We start from the raw sequence: 23,954 nt of genomic DNA on the forward strand, positions 1-23,954 counted from the left end.
TCAGCCGTCGAAATAAGCGCTTGAAGTCATAGGAAAACAAAAATGGACCTTTCCAGCCTGCTGCTGTTCATCCCTGCCTGCTTCGCCCTGAACATGGCGCCCGGGCCCAACAACCTGCTGTCTTTGCACAATGCCAGCCGCTATGGCCTGCGCACGGCCTGCGTGGCCGGCGGTGGCCGCATTGTCGCCTTCAGCGGCATGATCGCGCTGGCCGCCATGGGCTTGGCGGTGGTGCTGCATACCAGCGAATACCTGTTTCTCGCCATCAAGGTGGTCGGCGCTGCCTACCTGTTCTACATCGCCTGGCAGCTGTGGCGGGCACCGGTGGCTGAGGCCGTAGTCGCGGCCGACCATCCACGCGGTACCTGGCGCCTGGCGCGGCAAGAGTTCTGGGTGGCAGCGGGCAACCCCAAGGCCATTCTGATCTTCACGGCCTTCCTGCCCCAGTTCGTATCGGTCGGCAGCGCCACGCCGGTCAGTGAGCAGTTTTTGTGGTTGGGTGTGATGTTCCTGCTGCTGGAGTGGGCGGCCATCGCCATTTATGCCGGCCTTGGCACCTACATGCAGCGCTGGTTCAGCCAGCCAGGGCCGCGTCGGCTGTTCAACCGGGTCAGCGCCGCCTTGCTGGGCTGCGCTGGCCTTGGTCTGCTGGCGGCGCGCCGCTAAGACGGCGCGTGAGGGCAGGGTCAATCGCGATAGAAGGTCTGCACCAGGTGGTAGCCGAACTTGCTCTTGATTGGCCCATGTACCACGCGCAGCGGCTTTTTGAAGATCACCTGGTCGATCGCCCCGACCATCTGGCCGGGGCGCACCTCACCCAGGTCACCGCCGCGCTTGCCTGACGGGCAAATGGAAAACTTCTTCGCCAGCACATCGAAAGCCTCGCCATTGGCGATGCGCTGCTTGAGCTTTTCGGCTTCGTCAGCGGTCTTGACCAGGATGTGGCGGGCTTGAGCTTTCATGGGGCACCTGTGCTTCGGGGTAAAAAAAGGGCGCCATTATGCCTGATCGAGCAACGTGCTTACTCCACTTTTGCCTTTTGCACGTCTTGCGAAGCCGACCATACGCGGTAGCGCACCTCGACCCCTCTGGGCACATACACCACCACCGGCAACTTGCTGTTGTAGCGCAGCATGAAGCCTTCACCGACCACGGGCACAAACGCGTCGGTCTTCTTGCCATCCGGGCAGGCCATCAGCGTGCTGGCGGGGCCGGCGACCTTGTCCAGACGGTAGTAGTTGTAGCCCCAGCCTTCAAGGGTACGTTCTTCGAGGTTGCCCCCCAGGTGCTGGCGGTTGCAGTCGACTTTGAGCGTCTTGCCGGCGAGTATTTCCAGTTTGTAGGCCGACTCATCGGCCTGGGCGGGCAGGTGGATGACTTGCCGGGTGTAGCCTTTTTCCGCCTCGGGATAGGGCGCGACGTCCTTCAAGCTGGCGGCCATCGCCGGAGCGGCAGCAGCCAGGGTCAAGGTCAGGATCGCGGAGAGTGTGATTGGGCGCATTAAGGCCTCCTTGCAGTCGAAAGATGCGAGACCTTTGCCAGATCAAGGCCGGCCCTCACTGGGCCAACCAGCCGCCATCGACATTCCAGGCGGCACCGCGGACCTGGCTTGCGGCCTCGCTGCACAGAAATAGTACCAGCTCGCCCAGCTGCTCGGGGGTGACGAAGGCCAATGAAGGTTGCTTCTCGGCCAGCAGGTCCTGTTGTGCCTGCTGCGCTTCGACACCGTTGGCGGCGCGATCGTCGATCTGCTTTTGCACCAGCGGGGTCAGCACCCAGCCTGGGCAGATGGCATTGCAGGTGACATTGCTGGTGGCGGTTTCCAACCCCACGACCTTGGTCAGGCCGACCACGCCATGCTTGGCGGCCACGTAGGCGGCCTTGCCGGTGGAGCCGACCAGGCCATGCACCGAGGCGATATTGACGATGCGCCCCCAGTTGCGCGCGCGCATGCCGGGCAGGGCCAGGCGGGTGCCGTGGAATACCGCCGACAGGTTCAGGGCGATGATCTTGTCCCAGCTTTCGACCGGAAACTGCTCCACCGGAGCCACGTGCTGGATACCGGCGTTGTTGACGAGGATGTCCACGCCACCGAATTGCCGTTCGGCGAGGGCGAACAGGGATTCGATCTGCGCCACGTCCGACAGGTCGGCGGGGTGGTGGGCAACCTTCACGCCGTGGCGGGCGATTTCGGCCAGTGCCGGTGCCGGGTCGCCAAAACCATTGAGCAGAATGTCGGCCCCAGCGCCGGCCAGCACCTGGGCGATACCCAGGCCGATGCCGCTGGTGGAACCGGTGACGAGTGCAGTCTTGCCTTTGAGGGTCATGCGGATGCTCCCTGTCTACGTGATCAAAATGTATGGGGCGGCTGTTACCCGCGTGGGTCGAACGCCTCACGCAGTGCATCGCCGATGAACACCAGCAACGACAGCACCAGTGCCAGCGCGAAAAACGCGGTAAACCCAAGCCAAGGGGCCTCCAGGTGCTGCTTGCCCTGGGTCACCAACTCGCCCAGCGAAGCACTCCCGGCCGGCATGCCGAAGCCCAGAAAGTCCAGCGCGGTCAAGGTGGTGATCGCCCCGGTCAACATGAACGGCACATACGTCAGGGTGGCATTCATGGCATTGGGCAGGATGTGCCGCAGCATCACCTGGCTGTCGGGCAGCCCCAACGCGCGCGCGGCTTTGACGTACTCAAGGTTGCGCCCCCGAAGGAACTCGGCACGCACCACATCGACCAGGGCCAGCCAGGAGAACAGCGCCATGATCCCCAGCAACCACCAGAAGTCCGGCTCGACGAAGCCGCTGAGAATGATCAGCAGGTACAGCACCGGCAAGCCCGACCATACTTCCAGCAGGCGCTGCCCGAGCAGGTCGACCCAACCGCCGTGATAGCCCTGCAGCGCCCCTGCGGTCACGCCAATCAGCACGCTGACCACAGTCAAGGCAAAGGCGAACAGCAGCGACACCCGTGTGCCGTACAGCACCCGCGCCAGCACGTCACGTCCCTGGTCATCGGTGCCCAGCCAGTTGGCTGCGCTGGGCGGGCTGGGGGTCGGTACTTGCAAATCGTAGTTCGGCGTGTCGGCACTGAACGGGATCGGTGCGAACAGCATCCAGCCACCCTGGCTGTCGATCAACTGGCGCACGTAGGCACTGCGGTAGTCCGGCTGAAACGGCAACTGGCCGCCGAATTGCTGCTCGGTGTAACGCTTGAGCGCCGGGGTGTACAGCTCGCCCTTGTAGCCAAGCAGCAAGGGTTTGTCATTGGCCACCAGCTCCGCGCCCAGGCTCAGCAGCAAAAGGCCGGCAAACAGCCACAGCGAGACCCAGCCAAGGCGGTTGCGGCGAAAGCGTTGCAGGCGGCGGCGCGAGACGGGCGAGAGCATCAGTTGGCCCTCGTGTCGAAGTCGATGCGCGGGTCGAGCAGTGTGTAGCACAAGTCGCCGACCAGGCGGATCAACAGCCCTGCCAGGGTAAAGATGAACAGCGTGCCGAACACCACCGGGTAGTCGCGCGACACGGCTGCCTCATAGCTCATCCGCCCAAGCCCATCGAGGGAAAAGATCACTTCGATCAACAGCGACCCTGCGAAAAACACCGTGATCAACGCCTGGGGCAGCCCGGCCACCACCAGCAGCATGGCATTGCGCAACACATGGCCGTAGAGCACGCGGCGCTCGCTCAGGCCCTTGGCCCGGGCGGTGACCACGTACTGGCGGGAAATCTCGTCGAGAAAGGCATTTTTGGTCAGCAGCGTCAGGGTGGCGAAACCGCCGATCACCAGCGCACCGACCGGCAGCACCAGGTGCCAGAAATAGTCGGCGACCTTGCCCAGCAGGCTCAGCTGGTCGAAGTTCTCCGATACCAGGCCGCGCACCGGGAACCAGTTCAGTGACGTGCCACCGGCAAACAGCACGATCAGCAACAAGGCGAACAGAAACGAGGGCAGGGCATAGCCGATCACGATCAACCCGCTGCTCCAGGCATCGAACCGGCTGCCGTGGCGCACGGCCTTGCGGATGCCCAACGGGATAGACACCAAGTAGGTGATGAGCGTGGCCCAGAAGCCCAGTGACAAGGTGACCGGCAGCTTGTCGAGGATCAGGTCGGTGACCTTGGCCCCGCGAAAGAAGCTCTGGCCGAAGTCGAGCCGGGTGTACTGGCCGAGCATCAGCCACAGGCGCTCGGGGGCTGACTTGTCGAAGCCGTACTGGCGCTTGATCTCTTCGATCAGTTTCGGGTCCAGGCCACGGGTGGCCCGCGATTCGCTGTGCACCCCTTCGGCACGCGCGCCTGGCGCGCCGCCGCCGATGCCCTGCAGCCGCGCCACCGCTTGCTCTACCGGGCCGCCCGGCGCGGCCTGGACGATGGCGAAGTTGACCAACAAAATCGCCAGCAGGGTCGGGATGATCAGCAACAGGCGACGCAGCACATAGGCGGTCATGGGGTGGCATTCCTGCGCTCGGCCATCTGCGCGTTGGTCAGCGCGGTAGGGCTGACTTCCCACCAGGTGTCCAGGCCTTCGTCATAGGTGGCCTGCACCTTGGGCAGGCCGAAGCGGTTCCACCAGAGCGTGGAACTGCCGGGTGGGTAGTAGTTGGGGATCCAGTAGTAGTTCCACTGCAGCACGCGGTCCAGGGCATGGGCATGGCGCAGCATGTCGGCTTGCGTACTGGCGCGCACCAGGCCATCGACCAAGCTGTCGACGGCCGGATCCTGGAGCACCATCAGGTTGTTCGAGCCGGGGTCGTGGGCCGCTTGCGAGCCAAAGTAGTTGTACAGCTCGGCGCCGGGCGACAGCGTCACCGGGTAGCCGGTGACGATCATGTCGTAGTCACGCGCCATCAGGCGGTTGACGTACTGGGCCGAGTCGACATTGCGGATGTTGAGGGTGACACCGATCTGCGCCAGGTTGCGCTTCCAGGGCAGCAGCAGGCGCTCCAGGCCAGCCTGGCCATTGAGGAAGGTGAATTCCAGCGGTTCGCCGTGGGTGTTCACCAGGCGATCGCCCTCGGGGCGCCAGCCGGCTTGCTCAAGCAAGGCCAGCGCTTGCAGCTGCTGAGTGCGGACAATGCCAGAGCCATCGGTGACCGGGGCCGTGAAGACGTGAGTGAAGACTTCATCAGGCACCTTGCCGCGCAACGGTTCCAGCAGTTCCAGCTCACTGGCGTCCGGCAGTTCGCGGGCTGCCAGCGGGGTGTTGGAAAACACGCTCTGCTGGCGGATGTAGAGGTTGCGCATCATCTGCCGGTTGCTCCACTCGTAGTCCCAGAGCATGCCCAGCGCCTGGCGCACGCGGCGGTCGTGGAACTGCGGTTTGTCCAGGTTGAACACGTAACCTTGGGCGACTTGCGGTTTGGCTGGCCCCAGGTGTGCCCGCTGCAGGCGGCCGTCGTCCAGCTGTGCGCCTTTGTAGCCTAGGGTGTAGCCGGTGGCGGAGAATTCGCGGTTGTAGTCGTAGCCGCCGCCCTTGAGTACTTGGCGCGCCACTTCGGTGTCGCCGAAGTACTCGATACGCAGCTTGTCGAAGTTGAACCGGCCACGGCTGACAGGCAGGTCTTTGGCCCACCAGTTGCGGTCCCGTTCAAAGGTGATGCTGCGGCCATTATCGATAGCCCCGATGCGGTACGGGCCGCTGCCCACCGGCCGCTCGAAGCCGCCGCCGTTGGCGAAGTCGCGCTGCTGCCAGTCATGCTCGGGCAGCACCGGCAGGCTCGCCAGGTCCAGCGGCAGGGTGCGGCCATGGCCTTGCCTGAAGTCGAAGCGCACGCGATGGGGGCTTTCGACCGTCACCCCGACGACATCGGCGAACTGCGTGCGGTACTTGAGGCTGCCCTTGCGCATCAGCAGCTCGAAGGTAAAGCGCACGTCTTCGGCGCGCACCGGCTTGCCGTCGGCGAAGGTGGCGCGCGGGTCGATCTCGAAGCGCAGCCAGGCATCTTCAGGGCCGCGTTCCATGCGACGGGCGATCAGGCCATAAACGGTGTAGGGTTCATCGAACGCGCGCACGGCCAGCGGCGCGTACAGCCAGCCATCGACTTCGCTGACGCCGGTGCCTTTGTCGATGTACGGAAGAATGTGGTCGAACTGGCCAATCTCGAGGGCCGAGCGGCGCAGCATGCCGCCCTTGGGGGCGTCGGGGTTGCTGTAGTCGAAATGGCTGAAGGTGTCGCTATAGCGGGGGGCTTCGCCATAGACGGTCAAGGCGTGGCTGGGGCCGGCGTGGGCGGGCTGGGCCAGGCACAGTGCCAATGCCAGCCAGCCCAGGCGATACAAGCCCCGGTAGCAGCACGCCGGTGCTGCTACAGGTGATACGTCGTTCCAGAGGAACAACGTGGCATCAGTCCTGACGGCTGGTCACTTCCAGCAGGTGATAACCGAATTGGGTCTTGACCGGGCCCTGGACAACGTTCAGCGGCGCGCTGAAGACCACGGTGTCGAACTCCTTCACCATCTGGCCTGGGCCGAACGAGCCCAGGTCGCCGCCTTGGCGGCTGGAAGGGCAGGTGGAGTTGGTTTTGGCGACTTCAGCGAAGTCGGCACCCGCTTCGATCTGGGCCTTGAGTTCGTTGCACTTGTCTTCGCTGCTGACCAGGATGTGGCGGGCGGTGGCACGGGCCATGGGTACTGCTCCTTAGGGTAAAAATGCAAGCCTAGCGCACTTGTTCGGGAAATGTCTCGCAAGGCTTGCTGGTGGCTTCCTACAGTTTTTGTGCAGCCTCGCGCAATAGCGTTTCGGTGGCGGCCCAGCCCAGGCAACCGTCGGTGATCGACACGCCGTACTTCAAAGCGCCTTTGCCCAAGGCCTGGCAGCCATCGAACAGATGCCCTTCGATCATCACACCGACAATCGAGCGGTCACCGGCCAGGCGCTGCGCCAGTACGTCCTCGAACACCGCTGGCTGACGCGCCGGGTCCTTGCCGCTGTTGGCATGGCTGCAATCGACCATGATCCGCGCCTGTAAACCGACCTTGGCCAACCCCTGGCGGGCCTGGGCGATGCTTGCCGCATCGTAGTTCGGGCCCTTGTGGCCGCCACGCAGCACCAGGTGGGTGTCGGGGTTGCCGAGGGTCTCGATGATCGCGGGGTAGCCCTGCGCATCCATGCCGAAGTGGCGATGCGGGTGGGCGGCGCTGCGCATGGCGTCGCTAGCAACGCCGATGCCGCCGTCAGTGCCGTTCTTGAAACCTACGGGCAAATCCAGGCCGCTGACCATTTCGCGGTGGATCTGCGACTCGGTGGTACGCGCGCCGATGGCGGCCCAGCCCAGCAGGTCGTCGAAGTAGCCCGCGGCCATCGGTTGCAAGAGTTCGGTGGCAATCGGCAGGCCGCGCTCGATCATGTTCAACATCAGGCCGCGCGACAGGGCGATACCTGCATGCATGTCATCGCTGCCATCAAGGCGCGGGTCGTAGGCCAGGCCTTTCCAGCCCACCGTGGTGCGGGGTTTTTCGACGTAGGCGCGCATCACCAACAGCAGCTTGCCGTCCACCTCGCGGCTCAGCGCGGCCAGGCGGTCGGCGTATTCCAGGGCCGAGCGTGGGTCATGGATCGAGCATGGGCCGACTACCACCAGCAGGCGCTCGTCGCGGCCTTCGAGAATGGCGCGGATGGCCTGGCGATGGGCATGGACTTGCTGGGTGAGTTCAGCGGTCAGCGGCATTTGCTGCTTGAGCAGGTGCGGGCTGGGCAGGCGCTGGCTGACGGTGGTATTGGCAGCTTGCGGTTGGGTCAGGGGCAGGGCGAGGTTCGAGGCTTGCATGGCGTTTTTCCCTGGGCGGACGGCGGGTTGTGGCCCGCGCGGTCGGCCCTATCGAGGTGTTCGACAGATCGTTGAGTGTGTGTTGTCTGCAGCGTTGCCACCCTTGAGGGACCGAACGGAGGCGGCAGGCTGGCCCGAACGGGATTGGCTAAATCGCCAGGCATAGGTGCTTGCGGAGTAATAAGTGGCGTAGTTCATGGATCTGTCCTCAATATGAATCGGTGTTGTTCAAAGGCCTGAAAAGCAAAACCCCCGGTCGGGGAGCCGACCGGGGGTTTGAGTATTCTCATGTTCGGCGGCCCCTCGAAAGTGGGCGCCGTGTAGGTATCAGCGGCGCCTAGTGGCTAAACCAATACCCAAAATAAAAGCTGGCAGGGGCCATGCTACCGGCAACGGCCAGCACAGGGCGCAGGGTGCGACCGGTGTGGTTGGCGTGATTGCAGGTGTGTTTCGGCATGTTGCTCTCCAGTGAATGAGCCCGAGCTTACTGCAGATCGGGCGTGCCGTTCAATGGGTAAATGCTATGGGGCAGATCATTACTGCCAATATCAGTGGCCGTAACGCCCTACCAAGGTTTGCGCACCTAGTGCATGGCCTTGCAGCAATTCAAGCAGCCCATTGCGGTCCAGTTCAGCTGGCAGGATGCCGGGTGCCAAGTCGGTGGCGATCAAGGTCAGTGCGTAGTGGTGCGGGTTGTCCCCGGCGGGCGGGCAGGGGCCTCGGTAGCTGGCGGTGCCGCGGGAATTGCGCCCCACCGTCACGGCATGGGTGGTTTGCCCGGCCACACCTTCTTTCAAACCATCCAGGGCCGGGTCGATGTTGTAGGCGATCCAGTGCACCACCCCGAGGCCCTTGCCGCCATCGGGGTCGAACATCACCAACGCCAGCGAGCGGGTGCCTGCGGGCAGGTTGTCCCAGCTCAACTGCGGCGTGCGTTCCTCACCGGCACCACAGGCCGGGTCTGGCCCGACCTGTTGCAAGGCGATCACCCCGCCGTCAGTGAACGACGATGAGCTGATCGACAGCGCACCAGAACCCGGCCCTGCGGCCAGTGCGCTGCACGGCAGCAGGGCTGCGAGCAGCCACGGTTTGATGTTCATGGCAATTCCTTGGCAGGGCAATGGGGCGCAGTGTAGTCCAGGCTGGCCTTAACGGCTGTCCTGGTCCTCGGCGGTGCCGCCGCTGCTGCCAGCCCCCGAGCCTGTGGCCTCGCCCGTGCTGTTGGAGCCGCCACTGGCGCCGTCTGCAGCATCGGTGCTGGTGCCGGTGTTGCTGCTGTCGTTGTCTTGGCCGCTGCCGGGGCTGTTGACGCTGCTGTCATCACCGGCGGTCTTGCCGCCGGATTGATCGGTTTGCGGGTGGCTGTCGGTATTGGTGGGCTCGGTGGCGGCAAAGCTGGTGCCGCTGATGACGCCCAAGGCCAGGGCCAGGCACAGCGAGAGGGGACGAATGCGGATCATGGTGTATCTCCCTTGCGGATGATCTGTCATTCCTTTGGCCGGGCAGCGCCGGCGCGGTGCCCTTCGGGCGACGGGTGGTCACGCACAGCCCGGATCCGGCCTTGTGTAGGAGCGGCCTTGCGTCGCGAAAGGGTTGCGCAGCAGCCCCGGGATTTCAGATTGGCCGCAGATATTGCCGGGGCTGCTGCGCAACCCTTTCGCGACGCAAGGCCGCTCCTACAAAAAGCGATTAGCGGATGGGGTCGGGGCGGGTGCTTTCCACGGGTTCCAGCGGCGGATGCTCCTGCGCCGCATGCATCAGGTCTTCGGTCACCCGCAGCTCAGCGCCTGTGGGCGAGAAGGTAGTCGAGGCGGTGAACGGTGCCGGGTGCTCTGCCGCCGGGCGCTTGCCACGGCGCCACAGGAAGAAGCTCACCATCCCCAAGTTGACCACCGCAAAGGCCCAGAAAAGCCCCGCTTCGCCGAACGACGTCATCATCGGCGAAATCGCCAATGGCGCCAGCGCCGAGCCCAGCGAGTTGATCAGCAGCAAGCCCTGGATCATCGGCACCAGGGCGTCGGACGGTGCACGGTCGGCCGCGTGGCTGACCGCCACCGGGTACAGGGCGAACACCCCGCCACCCAGCAGGAACAGCATCGCCGGCAGCAATGACGATTCAGACGGCAGGAACACCGTGATCAACGACAGCACCACGCACAGCCCGGCCAGGGCAATCAGCACGTCCTGGCGGTCTTTGCGGTCAGACCAGCGGCCAACCGGGTATTGCAGCAGCATGGCACCGAGGATGACCCAGGCCATCATGTTGCCGACTTCCCCCACGTCCAGGCCGATGCGCTGCAGGTACAGCGGCAGCAGGGCATAAATGCCGGCAATCGCCACGCCCGAACCGAAGCAGCCGACCAGGCCCGACGGTGCAACACCCAGCAGTTGCCGCGGTTTCAGTGGCTCGACCTGGTCCAGCAGCGGCGACACCCGCGGCAGGATCACGATCGGCAGCACCGACAGCGCCGCAAGCATGCCGGCGAGCATGAACGGTGCGGTATCGCCCAGGCGAGTGATCTCGCCAAGGCCTGCCTGGGCAATCACGCCAGCGCCATAGAAGGCAATCATGTACAGCGCCAGCAGGCGGCCCCGGATCTTCGCGTCGCCGGCCAGCAGCAGCCAGCTCTCGATCACCAGGAATACGCCCACCGCGGCCCAGCCGTTGATCAAACGCAGGATCGACCACCACGTAGTGTCGTAGAACATCCCCTGCAGCAGGATGGTTGCAGCGATCAGCGAGGCGAAGCTGGTGTAGGCGCGGATATGGCCGATGCGCAGGATCAGCCGGTCATTGAAGATCGCGCCAAGGGTCAGGCCAATGAAGTAACTCGACGACACGATACCGATGGTGGTTGCCGATTCACCGGCAGCGCCCAGGCGCAGGGTGGTCAGGGAAGACATGAAGCCGTTGCCCAGGGCAATGATAAACAGCCCGAGCAGGGGCGCCAGCGCCATGGCCAGCAAACGCGGAGACATATGTACCTCAAGGTGGATGAGCGGAATGAGCGCCTCTTCGGACGCGCACGCCGACATGGCCCGATAAGGGGCCAAGAGGCTGCACGGATGTGCCTGGGAGGGATGCGACCTGGGCAAGACTCAACCGCTGGGCCTTGGAAGAACTGGGCCGGGCGGGGTGGGTTGAGCCTATTTCACATGTGCGTTCATGTGTTCAGGCACGGACTCTGTCGTTGCTGCCGGTTGCCACCGTTCAAGGCGACGGGCGAAAAGGAAGCGCGATTCTACGTGCTTGCATCGATTTGCCCAAGGGGCATTGGCCTGCGACGAGACGCCGCAGGGGGAGTGCAGCTGCACCCAGACTACAGCCTGCTAATAATAATTTGTAAGGGTAAATAACTTTAGTCGTATTGATTCATGGATTTATCGAGTTGCCGTGTGCGTTTATTGACCTGGATCAATACAGTTATGCAGTTAGTTGCCATCGCAGTGCATTGATCGATAAAACTTATCAAGCGATCAAGCCGGTCAATTGGTCCCTGCGGCATCCTGCCACTACAATGGCGGCCGCGACCTGCAAGGGGCGCCTTGATAAACGAGTGATGCCACGGCCCATTTAGTGTTTGCCAAAAAGTTGCGTTTATATCAACGCACTGCGAATACCTATTGCCGCCGATTAGTGCCCGTCACCCAACTAGAACGACTTGCCGATAACACCCGTTGATAAGTAACGCCTGTTCGCCCGGTACCGAGCCGGGCTTAGATGAGGAGATGCCCATGGCACTTGGCAGACGACAATTTTTCAAACTTTGCACGGCCGGGGCGGCGGCAGCGACCAGCGTGTCGCTGGGCTTTGCACCGGCGGTGGCCAATGCCAGCCAGTCACGCCAATACAAGCTGTTGCGCGCCAAAGAGACACGCAACAACTGCACCTACTGCTCGGTAGGCTGCGGCATCCTCATGTACAGCCTGGGCGACGGTGCGAAGAACGCCAAGGCGCGCATCTTCCATATCGAAGGCGACCCGGACCACCCGGTCAGCCGGGGCTCGCTGTGCCCGAAAGGGGCGGGGCTGGTGGACTACATCCACAGCGAACAGCGCCTGCTGTACCCGGAGTACCGCGCCCCAGGCTCGGACACGTGGCAGCGCATCAGCTGGGACCATGCCATCGAGCGCATCGCCCGCCTGATGAAGGACGACCGCGATGCCAACTTCATCGAAAAGAACGCCAAGGGCGTAACCGTCAACCGTTGGCTGTCCACCGGCATGCTCTGTTCCTCGGCGGCCAGCAGCGAAACCGGCTCGCTCGATCAGCGCTTCACTCGCGCTCTGGGCATCCTCGGCACCGACAGCCAGGCCCGGGTGTGTCACGCCCCGACCGTATCGGCGCTGGCACCGACCTTTGGCCGTGGCGCCATGACCAACAACTGGGTGGACATCAAGAACGCCAACGTGGTGCTGATCATGGGCGGCAACCCCGCCGAAGCGCACCCGGTGGGCTTCAAGTGGGTGATCGAGGCGAAGATCCGCAACGGCGCCAAGGTGATCGTGGTCGACCCGCGCTTCAACCGCAGCGCCTCGGTGGCCGACCTGTACTCGCCGATCCGCGCCGGCTCCGACATCACCTTCCTGATGGGGGTGGTGAATTACCTGATCAGCCACGACCGTATCCAGCATGAGTACGTGCGTGCCTACACCAATGCCAGCCTGATCGTGCGCAGCGACTACAGTTTCGACGACGGCCTGTTCAGCGGTTACGACGCAGGCACCCGACGCTACGATCGCAGCTCCTGGGCCTACGAGCTCGACGAGCAGGGCTTTGCCAAGCGCGACATGTCGCTCAACCACCCGCGGTGCGTGTACAACCTGCTCAAGCAGCATGTCAGCCGCTACACGCCGGAGCGGGTCAACGAGTTGTGCGGTACGCCCAAGGACGATTTCCTGCAGATTTGCGAGATCCTTGCCAGCACCAGCGCACCAGACAAGACTGCGACCTTCCTCTATGCCCTGGGCTGGACCCACCACACCACGGGCGCCCAGATGATCCGCGGTTCGGGCATGATCCAACTGCTGCTGGGCAATATCGGCATGGCCGGTGGCGGCGTCAACGCCCTGCGCGGGCACTCCAACATCCAGGGCTATACCGACCTGGGGCTGTTGTCGCAACGCCTGCCGGGTTACATGAACCTGCCGTCCGACAACCAGACCAGCGTCGAAACCTACCTCAAGGAAACCACCCCCAGCGCCCAGCTGCCGGGGCAGGTCAACTACTACCAGCACACACCCAAGTTCTTCATCAGCCTGATGAAGAGCCTGTGGGGCGACCAGGCCACCCGCGAGAACAACTGGGGCTTCGACTGGTTGCCCAAGTGGGACGACAGCTACGATGTGCTCAACTATTCCAACCGCATGTACGAAGGCAAGGTCAACGGCTACATAGCCCAGGGCTTCAACCCGATCGCGGCCTTCCCGGACAAGAACAAGGCTGCCGAGGCCTTGGCCAAGCTCAAGTTCCTGGTGATCATCGACCCGCTGGCGACCGAGACATCGAGCTTCTGGCAGAACCATGGCGAGTCCAACGACGTCGACCCGGCAGCCATCCAGACCGAGGTCTTCCGCCTGCCCTCCAGCTGCTTCGCCGAAGAGAACGGCTCGATCGTCAACTCCAGCCGTTGGCTGCAATGGCACTGGGCCGGCGCGGCGCCACCGGGTGAAGCCTGGCACGATGGCAAGATCCTCGGCCACCTGTTCATGAAGCTGCGCGAGCTGTATCGCCGCGAGGGCGGCGTGTGCCCCGAGCCCGTGTTGAACATGGCCTGGGACTACAAGAACCCCTACGACCCAGAACCCGAGGAAGTCGCCAAGGAGTCCAACGGCTACGCCCTGGCCGACCTGCATGACGACAAGGGCAACCTGGTGCTGCGCAAGGGTCAGTTGCTGGACAACTTCGCCCAATTGCGTGACGACGGCAGTACCGCCTGCTTTAACTGGGTGTTCGCCGGTTCCTGGACCGAAGCCGGCAACCAGATGGCCCGCCGCGACAACGCCGACAGCGGCCTGGGCTGCACACCGGGCTGGGCGTGGGCCTGGCCGCAGAATCGCCGCATCCTCTACAACCGTGCCTCGGCCGACCCTCAGGGCAAGGCCTGGGACCCGAAGCGCCAGATCATTGCCTGGGATGGCAGCCGCTGGGCTGGCAGCGATGTGCCGGACTACCCGGTTACCGCCGCGCCCGGCAGCGATGTCAACCCGTTCATCATGCTGCCCGAAGGGGTAGGGCGGCTGTTTTCGGTCGGGGCCATGAACGATGGGCCGTTCCCTGAGCATTACGAACCGATCGAAAGCCCGCTGGTGTCCAACCCGCTGCACCCCAATGTCAGCAAGAGCCCGACCGCACGGCTGTACGAAAGCGACCGGGCGCGCATGGGCAGCCGTGAGGAGTTCCCTTACGTGGCCACCACCTATTCGATCACCGAGCTGTTCCGCCACTGGACCAAACACTCGCGGCTCAACGCGATCATCCAGCCCGAGCAGTTCATCGAGATTGGCGAAGTGCTGGCCAAGGAGAAGGGCATCGTCCAGGGCGACCTGGTGCGGGTGACCACCAAGCGCGGCTACATCAAGGCCAAGGCGGTGGTCACCAAGCGGGTCCAGCGCCTGGAGGTTGCCGGACAGATGGTCGACACCATCGGCATCCCTTGCCACTGGGGCTTCGAAGGCGCTACCCGCAAGGGTTTTCTGGCCAACACGCTGACCCCAGGCGTGGGTGATTCCAACACCAACACCCCGGAATACAAAGCGTTCCTGGTGAACGTGGAAAAGGCCTGACGGAGCGACGCACATGTCCCTGCAATCCCAAGACATCATTCGCCGTTCGGCGACCAACGCCTTCACCCCCGCGCCCCGTGCCCGTGACCACCAGGCCGAGGTGGCCAAGCTGATCGACGTCAGCATCTGCATCGGCTGCAAGGCCTGCCAGGTAGCGTGCAACGAGTGGAACGACCTGCGTGACGAGGTCGGGCACAACGTCGGCGTGTACGACAACCCGGCCGATCTCACGCCAGACACCTGGACGCTGATGCGTTTCGACGAGCACCAGGACGAAAACGGCAAGCTGGAATGGCTGATCCGCAAGGATGGCTGCATGCACTGCGCCGACCCTGGCTGCCTGAAGGCTTGCCCGCAACCGGGTGCGATCATTCAGTACGCCAACGGTATCGTCGATTTCCAGTCCGAGCACTGCATCGGCTGCGGCTACTGCGTGGCCGGCTGCCCGTTCGATGTGCCGCGCATCAGCAAGAAGGACAACAAGGCCTACAAGTGCACGCTGTGCGTCGACCGGGTCACGGTCGGCCAGGAACCGGCCTGCGTTAAAACCTGCCCGACCGGCGCGATCAACTTCGGCAGCAAGGCCGACATGCTGGTGCAGGCCGAAGAGCGCGTGAGCGAACTGCAAGGCCGCGGCTTTGCCGGTGCCGGTATCTACGACCCGCAGGCCGTGGGTGGCACCCATGTGTTCTACGTGCTGCAACACGCCGACAAGCCGCAGCTGTACCACAAGCTCAACCCGGACCCGCGCATCAGCAGCGCCATCGAGGGCTGGAAAGGCTGGCTGAAGCCGGTGGCCGCCGCAGCGTTCTTCGCCACCCTGGCGGGCACGGTGTTCCACTACATCGGTGTTGGCCCCAACGAAGTCGAGGAAGACGAAAAGGAGACCCAGGTATGAACAAGGACCGACTGATTCTGCGCACGCGCTTCATCGACCGGGCCAGCCACTGGTTCGTGGTCATCTGTTTCTTCCTGGTGGCGATGTCGGGGCTGTCGTGGTTCTTCCCGTCGCTGAACTGGCTCAACGGGGTGTTCGGCACGCCACAGCTGGCGCGTATCCTTCACCCGTTTTTCGGGGTGGTGGTGTACGTGGTGCTGATGTTCCTGTTCGTGCGCTTTGTCAGGTACAACCTGCCCGAACGTGAAGACGCCATCTGGTTTCGCAACGTCAACAAGGTGCTGGCGGGCGATCACAGTCAGCCGCTGCGCATTGGCAAGTACAACGCCGGCCAGAAGATCCTGTTCTGGGGGATCATGGGCCTGATCACCTTGCTGATGGGCAGTGGCGTGATCATCTGGCGGCCGTGGTTTGCCGATTACTTCAGCATCCCGCTGATCCGCATTGCCCTGTTTACCCATGCCCTGGCCGGCATCTCGCTGATCTTGCTGATCATCGGCCACGCTTACCTGGCGTTCTGGGTCAAGGGCTCGATTCGCGGCATGATCACAGGCTACGTCTCGCGTACCTGGGCCAAGTCGCACCATGACCGCTGGTACCAGCAGATCAGCAACAAGAGTGAGAAGAAATGAGCAGCAGCATCAAACTGACGGCGGTCGAGCAGCCCAGCGGTGGCGTGGGCGCTATCAGCGCCTTGTTGCTGCCGCAATTGGGTCAGCACTTTGCCAAGCGCGCAGCGCGTTTGCGCCAGCTGGCCGAGGGGCATGAGCAGGCTGATTACCTGGGCTTCGCCGCCACCGTTGCACAGGCCCAGCAGCGGCTGCTGGAGCGTTTTCCGGTGCCTGCGCCCGAGCTTGAGGCCCTTGCCCAGCGGATGGGCGACGCTGCGCCGTTAGCGGTGCAGCAGTTGCCGCGTTCGCGTTACTGGCAGCAAGCGCTCGAAGCGTTGATCGAAGAGCTGCGCGCTGAGGCCAGCGGCCCGGTACGCGCCGCGCTGGATGCGCTTGCCGCATTGAGCCACGAACAGCGCGAAGCCTGCGCCGAGCACCTGCTGCAGGGCCGCTATGGCGAAGTGGACAGCGGCCAGGCGCTGTTCCTGTGGGCCGCCCTGGGGCTGTACTTCGTGCAACTTGCGGCGGCACTGCCTGCCCATGCCCACGCGGCAGTGGGGGAGCACCGCCAGTTCTGCCCGGTATGCGCCAGCGCGCCGGTGGCCAGCGTCATCCTCACGGGCAAGCGTGCCGGGCTGCGCTATTTGCATTGCGGGCTGTGCGAGAGCCGCTGGCACATGGTGCGGGTCAAGTGCAGCAATTGCGAACACACCGGCAAACTGGACTATTGGTCGCTGGAGCGTCAGGACAGTGCGGTCAAGGCAGAAAGCTGCGGCGACTGCGAAAGCTACCTCAAGGCGTTCTATTACGAGCACGACCCGGCGCTGGAACCTGTCGCCGATGACCTGGCCACGCTGCGGCTGGATGCCGAGCTTGAAGGGCAAGGCTTTGCCCGTAGCAGCATCAACCCATTTCTGTTTCCGGGTTGATGCGGCGTAACACTGCGGCATACTGACGCCTTCCCCAACCCAGGAAGGTAAGGCTCATGCTGGCATCGTTGTTCGCCGTTCTGGCACCCGTGTTCATCGTTGCCGGCATTGGTTTCGCCTGGGCTCGCAAAGGCTTGGACTACCCCACCGAGTTCATCGCCAGGATCGTGATGACGGTCGGCACGCCCTCGCTGGTGCTGTCGACCTTGAGCCGCACCGAACTGGACCCGACGGCGTTCACCAGCATGGCCGTGGCCTGCCTGTTGTGCACGCTGGGCATGGCCCTGGCAGGGCTGCTGGTGTGCCGCGTCTCGGGGCAACACTGGCGGGTGCTGTTGCCGGCGTTCATGTTCCCCAATACCGGCAACATGGGCCTGCCGATCAGCCTGTACGCCTTCGGCGAGCATGGCCTGGCCCTGGCGGTGGCGTTTTTCCTGACCCTGTCGATCGTGCAGTTCACCATCGGCATGGCCATCTCGGGCACGGCGGCGTCACTCAAGGCGCTGGCCCGCAACCCCATCGTGATCAGCCTGGCGGGGGCGATGCCGATCATCTTTCTCGATTTCGAACTGCCGCATTGGTTGGCCAACACGGCAGACCTGCTTGGCGGCATGACCATACCGCTGATGCTGCTGACCCTGGGGGTATCGTTGGCCAGCATCCGCTTGCAGCATGTCGGCAGCGGCATCCTGTTGGGTGGGCTGCGTATCGTGCTGGGCGCGGCAGTGGGTTGGGCCGTGGGCGCGGGGCTGGGCATGGAACCGCTGGAGCGGGCGGTGCTGATGCTGCAATCCGCGATGCCGGTGGCGGTGTTCAACTACCTGATGGCGGTACGGGCCAATCGCTCGCCCGAGCAGGTGGCGAACCTGGTGATGTGTTCGACTGTGCTGTCGTTTGCCTGGTTGCCGGTTGTGCTGGCTGCATGGATGTAGCGCGTAGTGTTGTGGGGGGCAGTTGTGTTGTTCGAGTTTTTTTGGGTGGGGCTGGAGATTGTAGGGAGGGGCATCAGGTGCCTGGCTTGGTTTCTTCAGGGGGGCGGATATCGAGCGCCGCCCGCGCGGCGCATCGCGACGCAAGGCCGCTCCTACATTCGTTTCGGGCCAGTGAGGCCAGTGGCATTTGCGCGCGACCGCCTTGTTTGTACGACGCGATATTGAGGGGGCACCAAGGGGCCGCGCGCCAATGCCACAGGAATAATTGGCCCGAAACAAATGTAGGAGCGGCCTTGCGTCGCGATGCGCCGCGCGGGCGGCGCTCGATATCAGCACCACCGCCAAGCCAAAGCCAGGCAAACCCCACGGCCTAGAGCGGCAAGACGGCACCTCGGCAGGTACCTACCGCCCGTCACGGGTGTCGATGCTCACCACCACCGACATACCTGGCCGTAACCGTTTTGCCTGGGGCTGGTCGGCATCCACGGTGATGCGCACCGGGATCCGCTGGGCAATCTTGACGAAGTTGCCGGTAGCGTTGTCCGCCTGCAGCAGCGCGAACTCGGAGCCGGTGGCCGGCGAAATCTGCTGCACATGGCCGTACAGCTTCAGGTGGTTCAAGGCATCCACGGTGAAACTCACCGGCTGGCCGATACGCACTGCGGCCATCTGGGTTTCCTTCAGGTTGGCGATCACCCACAGGGTGTCGGGCACCAGCGCCATCAATTGCGCACCCGAGTTCACGTAGGCCCCCAGGCGCGTGCCAATCTGCCCCAGCTGGCCGTCGCGCGGGGCGGTCACACGGGTGTTGTCGAGGTCGATGCGGGCCAGCTCCACGGCGGCCTTGGCATTTTCCACCGCGGCTTGCAGCGCAGCCCGGTTGACCACCACGGTTTCCCGGTCCTGGCGGGCGATTTCCAGTGCAGCCTTGGCCTGGGCCAGGCTGGCGACGGCAGCCGCCTGGCTGGCACGGGCCAGGTCCAGCTCGCGGCGCGACACCGAGCCGTCGCTGACCAGTGCCTGGTTACGGCCGAGGTCGGCCTTGGCCTTGGTCGCCTGGGCTGCCGCATCACCGATGGCAGCCTGACGCTGGGCGATGGTGGCCTCGGCACTGTTGCGTTGCTGCAGGTTATTGGCCAGTGCCGCCTGTTGCTGTTGCAATTGGGCGATGGCCTGGGCCAGGTGTTGCTTGTAGATGCGGTCGTCCAGTTGCACCAGCAGGTCGCCCGCCTTGACGAACTGGAAGTCATGCACCGGTACATCGACGATGTAGCCACTGAGTTGCGGGCCGATGATGGTCACCTGGCCGCGCACCAGGGCATTTTCGGTACTCTCGATGGCGCTGCCGAACGGCGGCAGGCGCCAGGCATAGAGCACCAACAGGATGCCAGCCAGGGCTACGCAGGCAAAACTGACCGTCGACAGGATGCGCACCCGGCGCGAGCGTACCGGGCTGGTCGGTTCACTGGGGGGCGGCGTGCCTTCCGGGGTCTCGGCGAGGGCGGTGGTGGTGGTCGTGCGGGTTTCGTCGGTCATCGGGTAGGCGCGCTACGGCTAGAGTCGGAGGAGGTGGCCTTGGCGGCCGTGTACCAGAGCCAGGTGCTGCGGATGCAGATCCAGACCATGGTCAGGATAGCGATGCTGCCGATCAGCATGAAGACATCGTTGTAGGCCATCACGTTGGCCTCCCGGGTGGCCGCACTGGCTAGCACGCGCAGGCCGGCTTCGCTGCGCAGCGCCGGGTCGGCGAGGATCCCGGCATAACCGCCGCCACCGCTTTGCACGCGGGCGTTGACCAGCGGCTCAAGGTAACTGAGCCGGTCCATCAGGTGGCTGGAGTGAAATTTTTCCCGCCAGGTCTGGAAGGTGCCGAGCAGCGCTGCGCCAATCAGGCCGCCGAGGTTGTTGCAGATGCCGAACAGCACCGAAAAACTCACCAGGTTGCGCGGGTTGGCCCGCACATGGCTGATGCCCAGGGCCATCGACGGGCCCAGGAAGAAGGTGCTGCCGAAGGCCAGCAGGAACTGGCTAAGGTACATCTGCGCCGGGCGCGTGAGGTTGCTTGAGCTGCTGTCCATGAAGGCCCCGACGGCCATTGCCAGCAGCGAAACCAGCAGCGGGATGACCAGGTGCTTGGGGTCGATGGTCAGGGCGCTGGTGGCAAGGCCGGCCACCGCGCCGAACAGCATGATCGCGTACAGCGTGCGCATCTGCTCGCTGCCCATGTTCAGCGCCTGCAGAAACCCCACCGCACCAGTGGACTGCTCCGAGGTCACCATGCGAATCAGGATCACGCACAGGGCCAGGCGGATGATCGTGCCGCTGCCCAGCCAGCGCGTCATCAGCAAGGGGTTCTGGCGATTGTGTTCGATGGCCAGGCCGCTGAATATCAGGCCGATCGACGACGCCAGCGCCACACCGATCCAAGGCGCCTCCAGCCACCAGTCGATGCGCCCCAGCGACAGTGCGGCGCAAAGCAGGGCGGTGCCGCTGGCCATCAGGGTGAAGGTCAGAAAATCGAGCGGCTCGAAGGTCTTGAAGCGGTCGCCAGGCGGCAACTTGAGCATCAGCACGCAACCCAGTGCGGCCAGTGCCAGGCCCAACTCGAACAGGTACAACCCGCGCCATTCAGCGATCTGCAACAAGTCTTCGGAGAAGATCCGCGCCAGCGGCAAGGCCAGCTGCGAGGCGCCAAGGCCCAGGACCATAGCCTTGAGCCGCCACTGCGCAGGGAACGCCTGGATCATGTAGTACAGGCCCAGCGAACTGAGCGCGGCGCCGACCATGCCGTGGGCGGCGCGCACGGCGATTGCCGAGTTCAGGTCATTGACGAACAGGTGGGCAAAGGTGACCAGTACATAGAGCACCAGGAACACTTCGGTGAAGGCGCGCAAGCCGAACTGCTGGCGAAACTTGACCAGCAGCAGGTTCATCGACACGTTGGTCATCACATAGGCGGCCGGCAGCCAGGCCATTTCGGCGGTGGTCGCCCCAAGGGCACCCTGCAGGAACACCAGGTTGGCCGTTACCAGCGCGCTGCCCAGGCCACCGGTGATCGCCACCAGCAGCCCCACCACCCCATAGGCCAGGCGTTTTCCGGGCGTGTGCAGGGGAGTAGAGGGCGACCCAGGCAGGCTGGGTTTTTCGTGAGGGAGCCACTGGCGTGGGGCGTATTTGTTCATAGGCAGACTGTACGTGACGGGCATGGGCATTAAAACTGTCTGCGCTCACGTTTGCCGCGCCTACAACGCGTTGGCCAGGAAGCTGGCGGTGCGGCTGTCTTTGCACTGGGCAACCGTTTGTGGCGTCCCACTGACCACCACCTTGCCGCCGGCATCCCCAGCCCCCGGCCCGATGTCGATCACCCAGTCGGTTTGCGCCACCACGCGCATGTCATGCTCGACCACCACCACGCTATGCCCGGCATCGACCAGGCGATTGAGTTGTACCAGCAGGCGGTCGATGTCCTGCGGATGCAGCCCGTTGGTGGGCTCGTCCAGCACGTACAGCGTCGCCCCGCGCGCGGTGCGCTGCAGCTCGGTGGCCAGCTTGATGCGTTGCGCCTCGCCGCCGGACAGCTCGGTGGCCGGCTGGCCCAGGCGCAGGTAACCCAGGCCGATATCCTGCAGGACCTGCAGGCAGCGTCGTACCGGCGGTTGTTCGGCGAACACCGCAAGGGCCTGGTCAACGGTCAGTTGCAGCACCTGGGCGATGTTCATGCCCTGCCAGGTCACTGCCAGGGTATCGGGGTTGTAGCGGGCGCCATGGCAGGTGGGGCAGGGTGCATACACGCTGGGCATGAACAGCAGCTCGACGCTGACGAACCCTTCACCCTCGCAGTTCTCGCAACGGCCCTTGGCAACGTTGAACGAAAACCGCCCGGCATCGAAGCCGTTCGCCTTGGCCTGCTCGGTGCTGGCGAACAGCTTGCGCACGTAGTCGAACAGGCCGGTGTAGGTGGCAAGGTTGGAGCGCGGCGTGCGGCCGATGGGCTTCTGGTCGACCTGCACCAGCCGCTTGATGTTGTCCAGGCCCGCACTGACACGGCCTGCGCTGGTCTGCTCGGGCTCGTCCTCCAGGCTCTGCTCCTCGGGCTCGGCACGCTGTTCGGCATGGCCCAGGTGGGCACCGACCAGTTCCAGCAGCGCCTGGCTGACCAGGCTCGACTTGCCCGAGCCGGAAATACCGGTCACCGAGGTGAAGCACCCCAAAGGGAACCGGGTGCTGAGGTTGTTGAGGTTGTTGCGCGTGATGCCCTCCAGCTGCAGCCAGGCCTGCGCCTTTCGTGGCGCCCTAGCGGCTGGCTGCTGCGGGGCAAAGAGATAGGCGCGGGTGCGCGATACCTCGACCTCGGCCAGGCCTGCGGGCGGGCCGCTGTACAGTACCTGCCCGCCATGCTCGCCGGCTGCCGGGCCGACGTCCACCAGCCAGTCGGCGCGGCGCATGGTATCCAGGTCGTGCTCAACCACGTATACCGAATTGCCCGCCCGCTTGAGCCGTTGCAGGGCGTCGAACAGCGCTTCGCTGTCGGCCGGGTGCAGGCCGGCCGACGGTTCGTCGAGCACGTAGATGACGCCGAACAGTTGCGAGTTGAGCTGGGTGGCCAGGCGCAGGCGTTGCAGTTCGCCCGAGGACAGTGTCGGCGTGCTGCGTTCCAGGGCCAGGTAGCCGAGGCCCAGGTCAATCAGCGGCGCGATTCGTTCCAGCAGTTCGTGGGCGATGCGCTGGGCGGCCAGGCGCTTTTCCAGGGTCAGGGTGTCTTCATGCTGTTGCAGATAACCGGGGGCTGCCACCGAGCGGAACACCTCGGCTAGCGTCTGCAAAGGCAGGCGTGACAGCTCGCCGATGTCGCGGCCGGCGAAGGTCACGGCCAGCGCTGCGCGCTTGAGCCGTTTGCCCTGGCACAGCGGGCAGGGGCTTGGGCGCATGAATTGGGAGACGCGCTTGCGCATCTGCGCGCTCTGCGAATGCATGAACGTGTGCATCACGTAGCGCCGGGCGCCGCTGAAGGTGCCTTGGTAGCTGGGTTCGAGCTTGCGCTTGAGTGCGGCGCGGGTCTGCGCCGGGCTGAGCCCGGCGTAGACCGGCACGGTGGGGGTTTCTTCGGTGTAGAGGATCCAGTCGCGTTGCTCCTGGGGCAGGTCGCGCCAGGGGGTGTCAACGTCATAGCTCATGGTCACCAGGATATCGCGCAGGTTCTGGCCCTGCCAGGCCATCGGCCACGCGGCCACCGCCCGCTCACGAATGGTCAGCGACGGGTCGGGGACCATGGTTGCCTCGTTCACCTCGTAGACACGGCCCAGGCCGTGGCATTCGGGGCAGGCCCCTTGTGGGGTATTGGGCGAGAAGTCTTCGGCGTACAGCATGGCCTGCCCGGCCGGGTAGTGGCCGGCACGCGAGTAGAGCATGCGGATCGAGCTGGACAATGTGGTGACGCTGCCCACCGACGAACGCGCGCTTGGCGTGCCGCGTTGCTGCTGCAGGGCCACCGCAGGGGGCAGGCCTTCGATGGCGTCCACGTCGGGTACGCCAACCTGGTCGATCAGGCGCCGGGCATAGGGCGCGACCGATTCGAAGTAGCGGCGCTGCGCTTCGGCATACAGGGTGGAGAAGGCCAGTGAAGACTTGCCAGAGCCGGATACACCGGTGAATACCACCAGCGCGTCGCGGGGGATGTCGACGTCGATGTTCTTGAGGTTGTGCTCGCGAGCGCCACGGACACGGACGAAACCGGTAGGGGTTGGGTTGCGTGGTGGCATTGGGCGCTCCTTGGCTGGGGAAATGGGGCACGGTAGCAGTAATTTCAGGGTCTGTGCGGGGATTGGGGTGGGGCTGGCAGGTGTAGGGGTTGGGAGGTTTAGCGCCTGCGAGATCGAGCGCCGCCCGCGCGGCGCTTCGCGGCGCAAGGCCGCTCCCACATTTTGGACTGCCCCCAAGAAGTTGGACAAAAAATCCAACCCTTGGGGGGACCGATGGGCAAATACACAGAGCAGTTCAAACTCACAGCCATCTCAGCCTACCTAGATGGTAGCG

20 protein-coding genes are annotated in these 23,954 nt (G+C 64.2%); 6 read left to right on the forward strand and 14 right to left on the reverse strand.

Annotated elements, in window-relative coordinates; genetic code table 11:
* Positions 1-42 precede the first annotated feature (42 nt).
* Positions 43-666 (forward strand): LysE family translocator, encoded by a 624-nt coding sequence (locus HU766_RS24685; protein WP_033698098.1) that lies wholly within the window; start codon positions 43-45, stop codon positions 664-666.
* 20 nt (positions 667-686) lie between these two features.
* Here HU766_RS24685 and HU766_RS24690 read toward each other — a convergent pair whose 3' ends face one another.
* The 11 genes from HU766_RS24690 to HU766_RS24740 form a co-directional block, all read right to left on the reverse strand.
* Positions 687-962 carry a peptidylprolyl isomerase gene (locus HU766_RS24690; RefSeq protein ID WP_016499499.1) on the reverse strand — a complete coding sequence of 92 codons (276 nt, stop codon included), beginning with the start codon at positions 960-962 and terminating at the stop codon, positions 687-689.
* Between the two features lie 59 nt (positions 963-1,021).
* On the reverse strand, positions 1,022-1,501 hold the full coding sequence (gene eco, locus HU766_RS24695; RefSeq protein WP_186661381.1) for a serine protease inhibitor ecotin: 480 nt from the start codon (positions 1,499-1,501) through the stop codon (positions 1,022-1,024).
* Positions 1,502-1,556: 55 nt separating this feature from the next.
* Positions 1,557-2,327 carry a 3-hydroxybutyrate dehydrogenase gene (gene hbdH, locus HU766_RS24700; protein ID WP_186661384.1) on the reverse strand — a complete coding sequence of 257 codons (771 nt, stop codon included), beginning with the start codon at positions 2,325-2,327 and terminating at the stop codon, positions 1,557-1,559.
* A gap of 44 nt (positions 2,328-2,371) precedes the next feature.
* Positions 2,372-3,388, reverse strand: a complete 1,017-nt coding sequence (locus HU766_RS24705; protein ID WP_186661385.1) for an ABC transporter permease — start codon at positions 3,386-3,388, stop codon at positions 2,372-2,374.
* Complete coding sequence (locus HU766_RS24710; RefSeq protein WP_186661388.1) at positions 3,388-4,446, reverse strand: microcin C ABC transporter permease YejB; 1,059 nt, start codon at positions 4,444-4,446, stop codon at positions 3,388-3,390. Before HU766_RS24710 ends, HU766_RS24705 begins: the two co-directional genes overlap by 1 nt.
* Positions 4,443-6,242: an extracellular solute-binding protein gene (locus HU766_RS24715; protein WP_238338688.1), complete on the reverse strand. Its 1,800-nt coding sequence runs from the start codon at positions 6,240-6,242 to the stop codon at positions 4,443-4,445. The genes HU766_RS24710 and HU766_RS24715 overlap by 4 nt, the downstream gene beginning before the upstream one ends.
* Positions 6,243-6,342: 100 nt before the next feature.
* Entirely contained in the window at positions 6,343-6,624 is a 282-nt protein-coding gene (locus HU766_RS24720; RefSeq protein ID WP_186661390.1) for a peptidylprolyl isomerase, read from the reverse strand.
* A 79-nt stretch (positions 6,625-6,703) separates the two neighbouring features.
* Positions 6,704-7,765: a 3-deoxy-7-phosphoheptulonate synthase gene (locus tag HU766_RS24725; protein WP_186661391.1), complete on the reverse strand. Its 1,062-nt coding sequence runs from the start codon at positions 7,763-7,765 to the stop codon at positions 6,704-6,706.
* Positions 7,766-8,313: 548 nt separating this feature from the next.
* Positions 8,314-8,865, reverse strand: coding sequence for a YbhB/YbcL family Raf kinase inhibitor-like protein (locus HU766_RS24730; protein ID WP_033698083.1), 552 nt, complete (start codon positions 8,863-8,865; stop codon positions 8,314-8,316).
* 48 nt (positions 8,866-8,913) lie between these two features.
* Positions 8,914-9,225 carry a hypothetical protein gene (locus HU766_RS24735; RefSeq protein ID WP_033698082.1) on the reverse strand — a complete coding sequence of 104 codons (312 nt, stop codon included), beginning with the start codon at positions 9,223-9,225 and terminating at the stop codon, positions 8,914-8,916.
* A 229-nt stretch (positions 9,226-9,454) separates the two neighbouring features.
* Positions 9,455-10,744, reverse strand: a complete 1,290-nt coding sequence (locus HU766_RS24740) for an MFS transporter (RefSeq protein ID WP_033698075.1) — start codon at positions 10,742-10,744, stop codon at positions 9,455-9,457.
* Positions 10,745-11,500: 756 nt separating this feature from the next.
* Here HU766_RS24740 and fdnG point away from each other — a divergent pair.
* The 5 genes from fdnG to HU766_RS24765 are packed head-to-tail and all read left to right on the forward strand — an operon-like array spanning position 11,501 to position 17,921.
* A complete protein-coding gene (gene fdnG, locus HU766_RS24745) occupies positions 11,501-14,551 on the forward strand; it encodes a formate dehydrogenase-N subunit alpha (protein WP_186661393.1) in 3,051 nt (1,016 codons plus the stop codon).
* Positions 14,552-14,564: 13 nt separating this feature from the next.
* Complete coding sequence (gene fdxH, locus HU766_RS24750; RefSeq protein ID WP_033698073.1) at positions 14,565-15,449, forward strand: formate dehydrogenase subunit beta; 885 nt, start codon at positions 14,565-14,567, stop codon at positions 15,447-15,449.
* Positions 15,446-16,081: a formate dehydrogenase subunit gamma gene (locus tag HU766_RS24755; protein ID WP_186661395.1), complete on the forward strand. Its 636-nt coding sequence runs from the start codon at positions 15,446-15,448 to the stop codon at positions 16,079-16,081. The genes fdxH and HU766_RS24755 overlap by 4 nt, the downstream gene beginning before the upstream one ends.
* A complete protein-coding gene (gene fdhE, locus HU766_RS24760) occupies positions 16,078-16,989 on the forward strand; it encodes a formate dehydrogenase accessory protein FdhE (protein WP_186661398.1) in 912 nt (303 codons plus the stop codon). The genes HU766_RS24755 and fdhE overlap by 4 nt, the downstream gene beginning before the upstream one ends.
* Positions 16,990-17,045: 56 nt before the next feature.
* Positions 17,046-17,921 carry an AEC family transporter gene (locus HU766_RS24765; protein ID WP_186661400.1) on the forward strand — a complete coding sequence of 292 codons (876 nt, stop codon included), beginning with the start codon at positions 17,046-17,048 and terminating at the stop codon, positions 17,919-17,921.
* Between the two features lie 402 nt (positions 17,922-18,323).
* Here HU766_RS24765 and HU766_RS24770 read toward each other — a convergent pair whose 3' ends face one another.
* The 3 genes from HU766_RS24770 to uvrA are packed head-to-tail and all read right to left on the reverse strand — an operon-like array spanning position 18,324 to position 23,680.
* Complete coding sequence (locus HU766_RS24770; protein WP_186661402.1) at positions 18,324-19,457, reverse strand: HlyD family secretion protein; 1,134 nt, start codon at positions 19,455-19,457, stop codon at positions 18,324-18,326.
* Positions 19,454-21,103, reverse strand: a complete 1,650-nt coding sequence (locus HU766_RS24775; protein ID WP_033698066.1) for an MFS transporter — start codon at positions 21,101-21,103, stop codon at positions 19,454-19,456. The genes HU766_RS24770 and HU766_RS24775 overlap by 4 nt, the downstream gene beginning before the upstream one ends.
* 60 nt (positions 21,104-21,163) lie before the next feature.
* Positions 21,164-23,680 carry an excinuclease ABC subunit UvrA gene (gene uvrA / locus HU766_RS24780; RefSeq protein WP_186661404.1) on the reverse strand — a complete coding sequence of 839 codons (2,517 nt, stop codon included), beginning with the start codon at positions 23,678-23,680 and terminating at the stop codon, positions 21,164-21,166.
* Between the last annotated feature and the right edge of the window lie 274 nt (positions 23,681-23,954).

It is taken from the genome of Pseudomonas sp. SWRI77, from assembly GCF_014269105.1.
Lineage (GTDB): Bacteria > Pseudomonadota > Gammaproteobacteria > Pseudomonadales > Pseudomonadaceae > Aquipseudomonas > Aquipseudomonas capeferrum.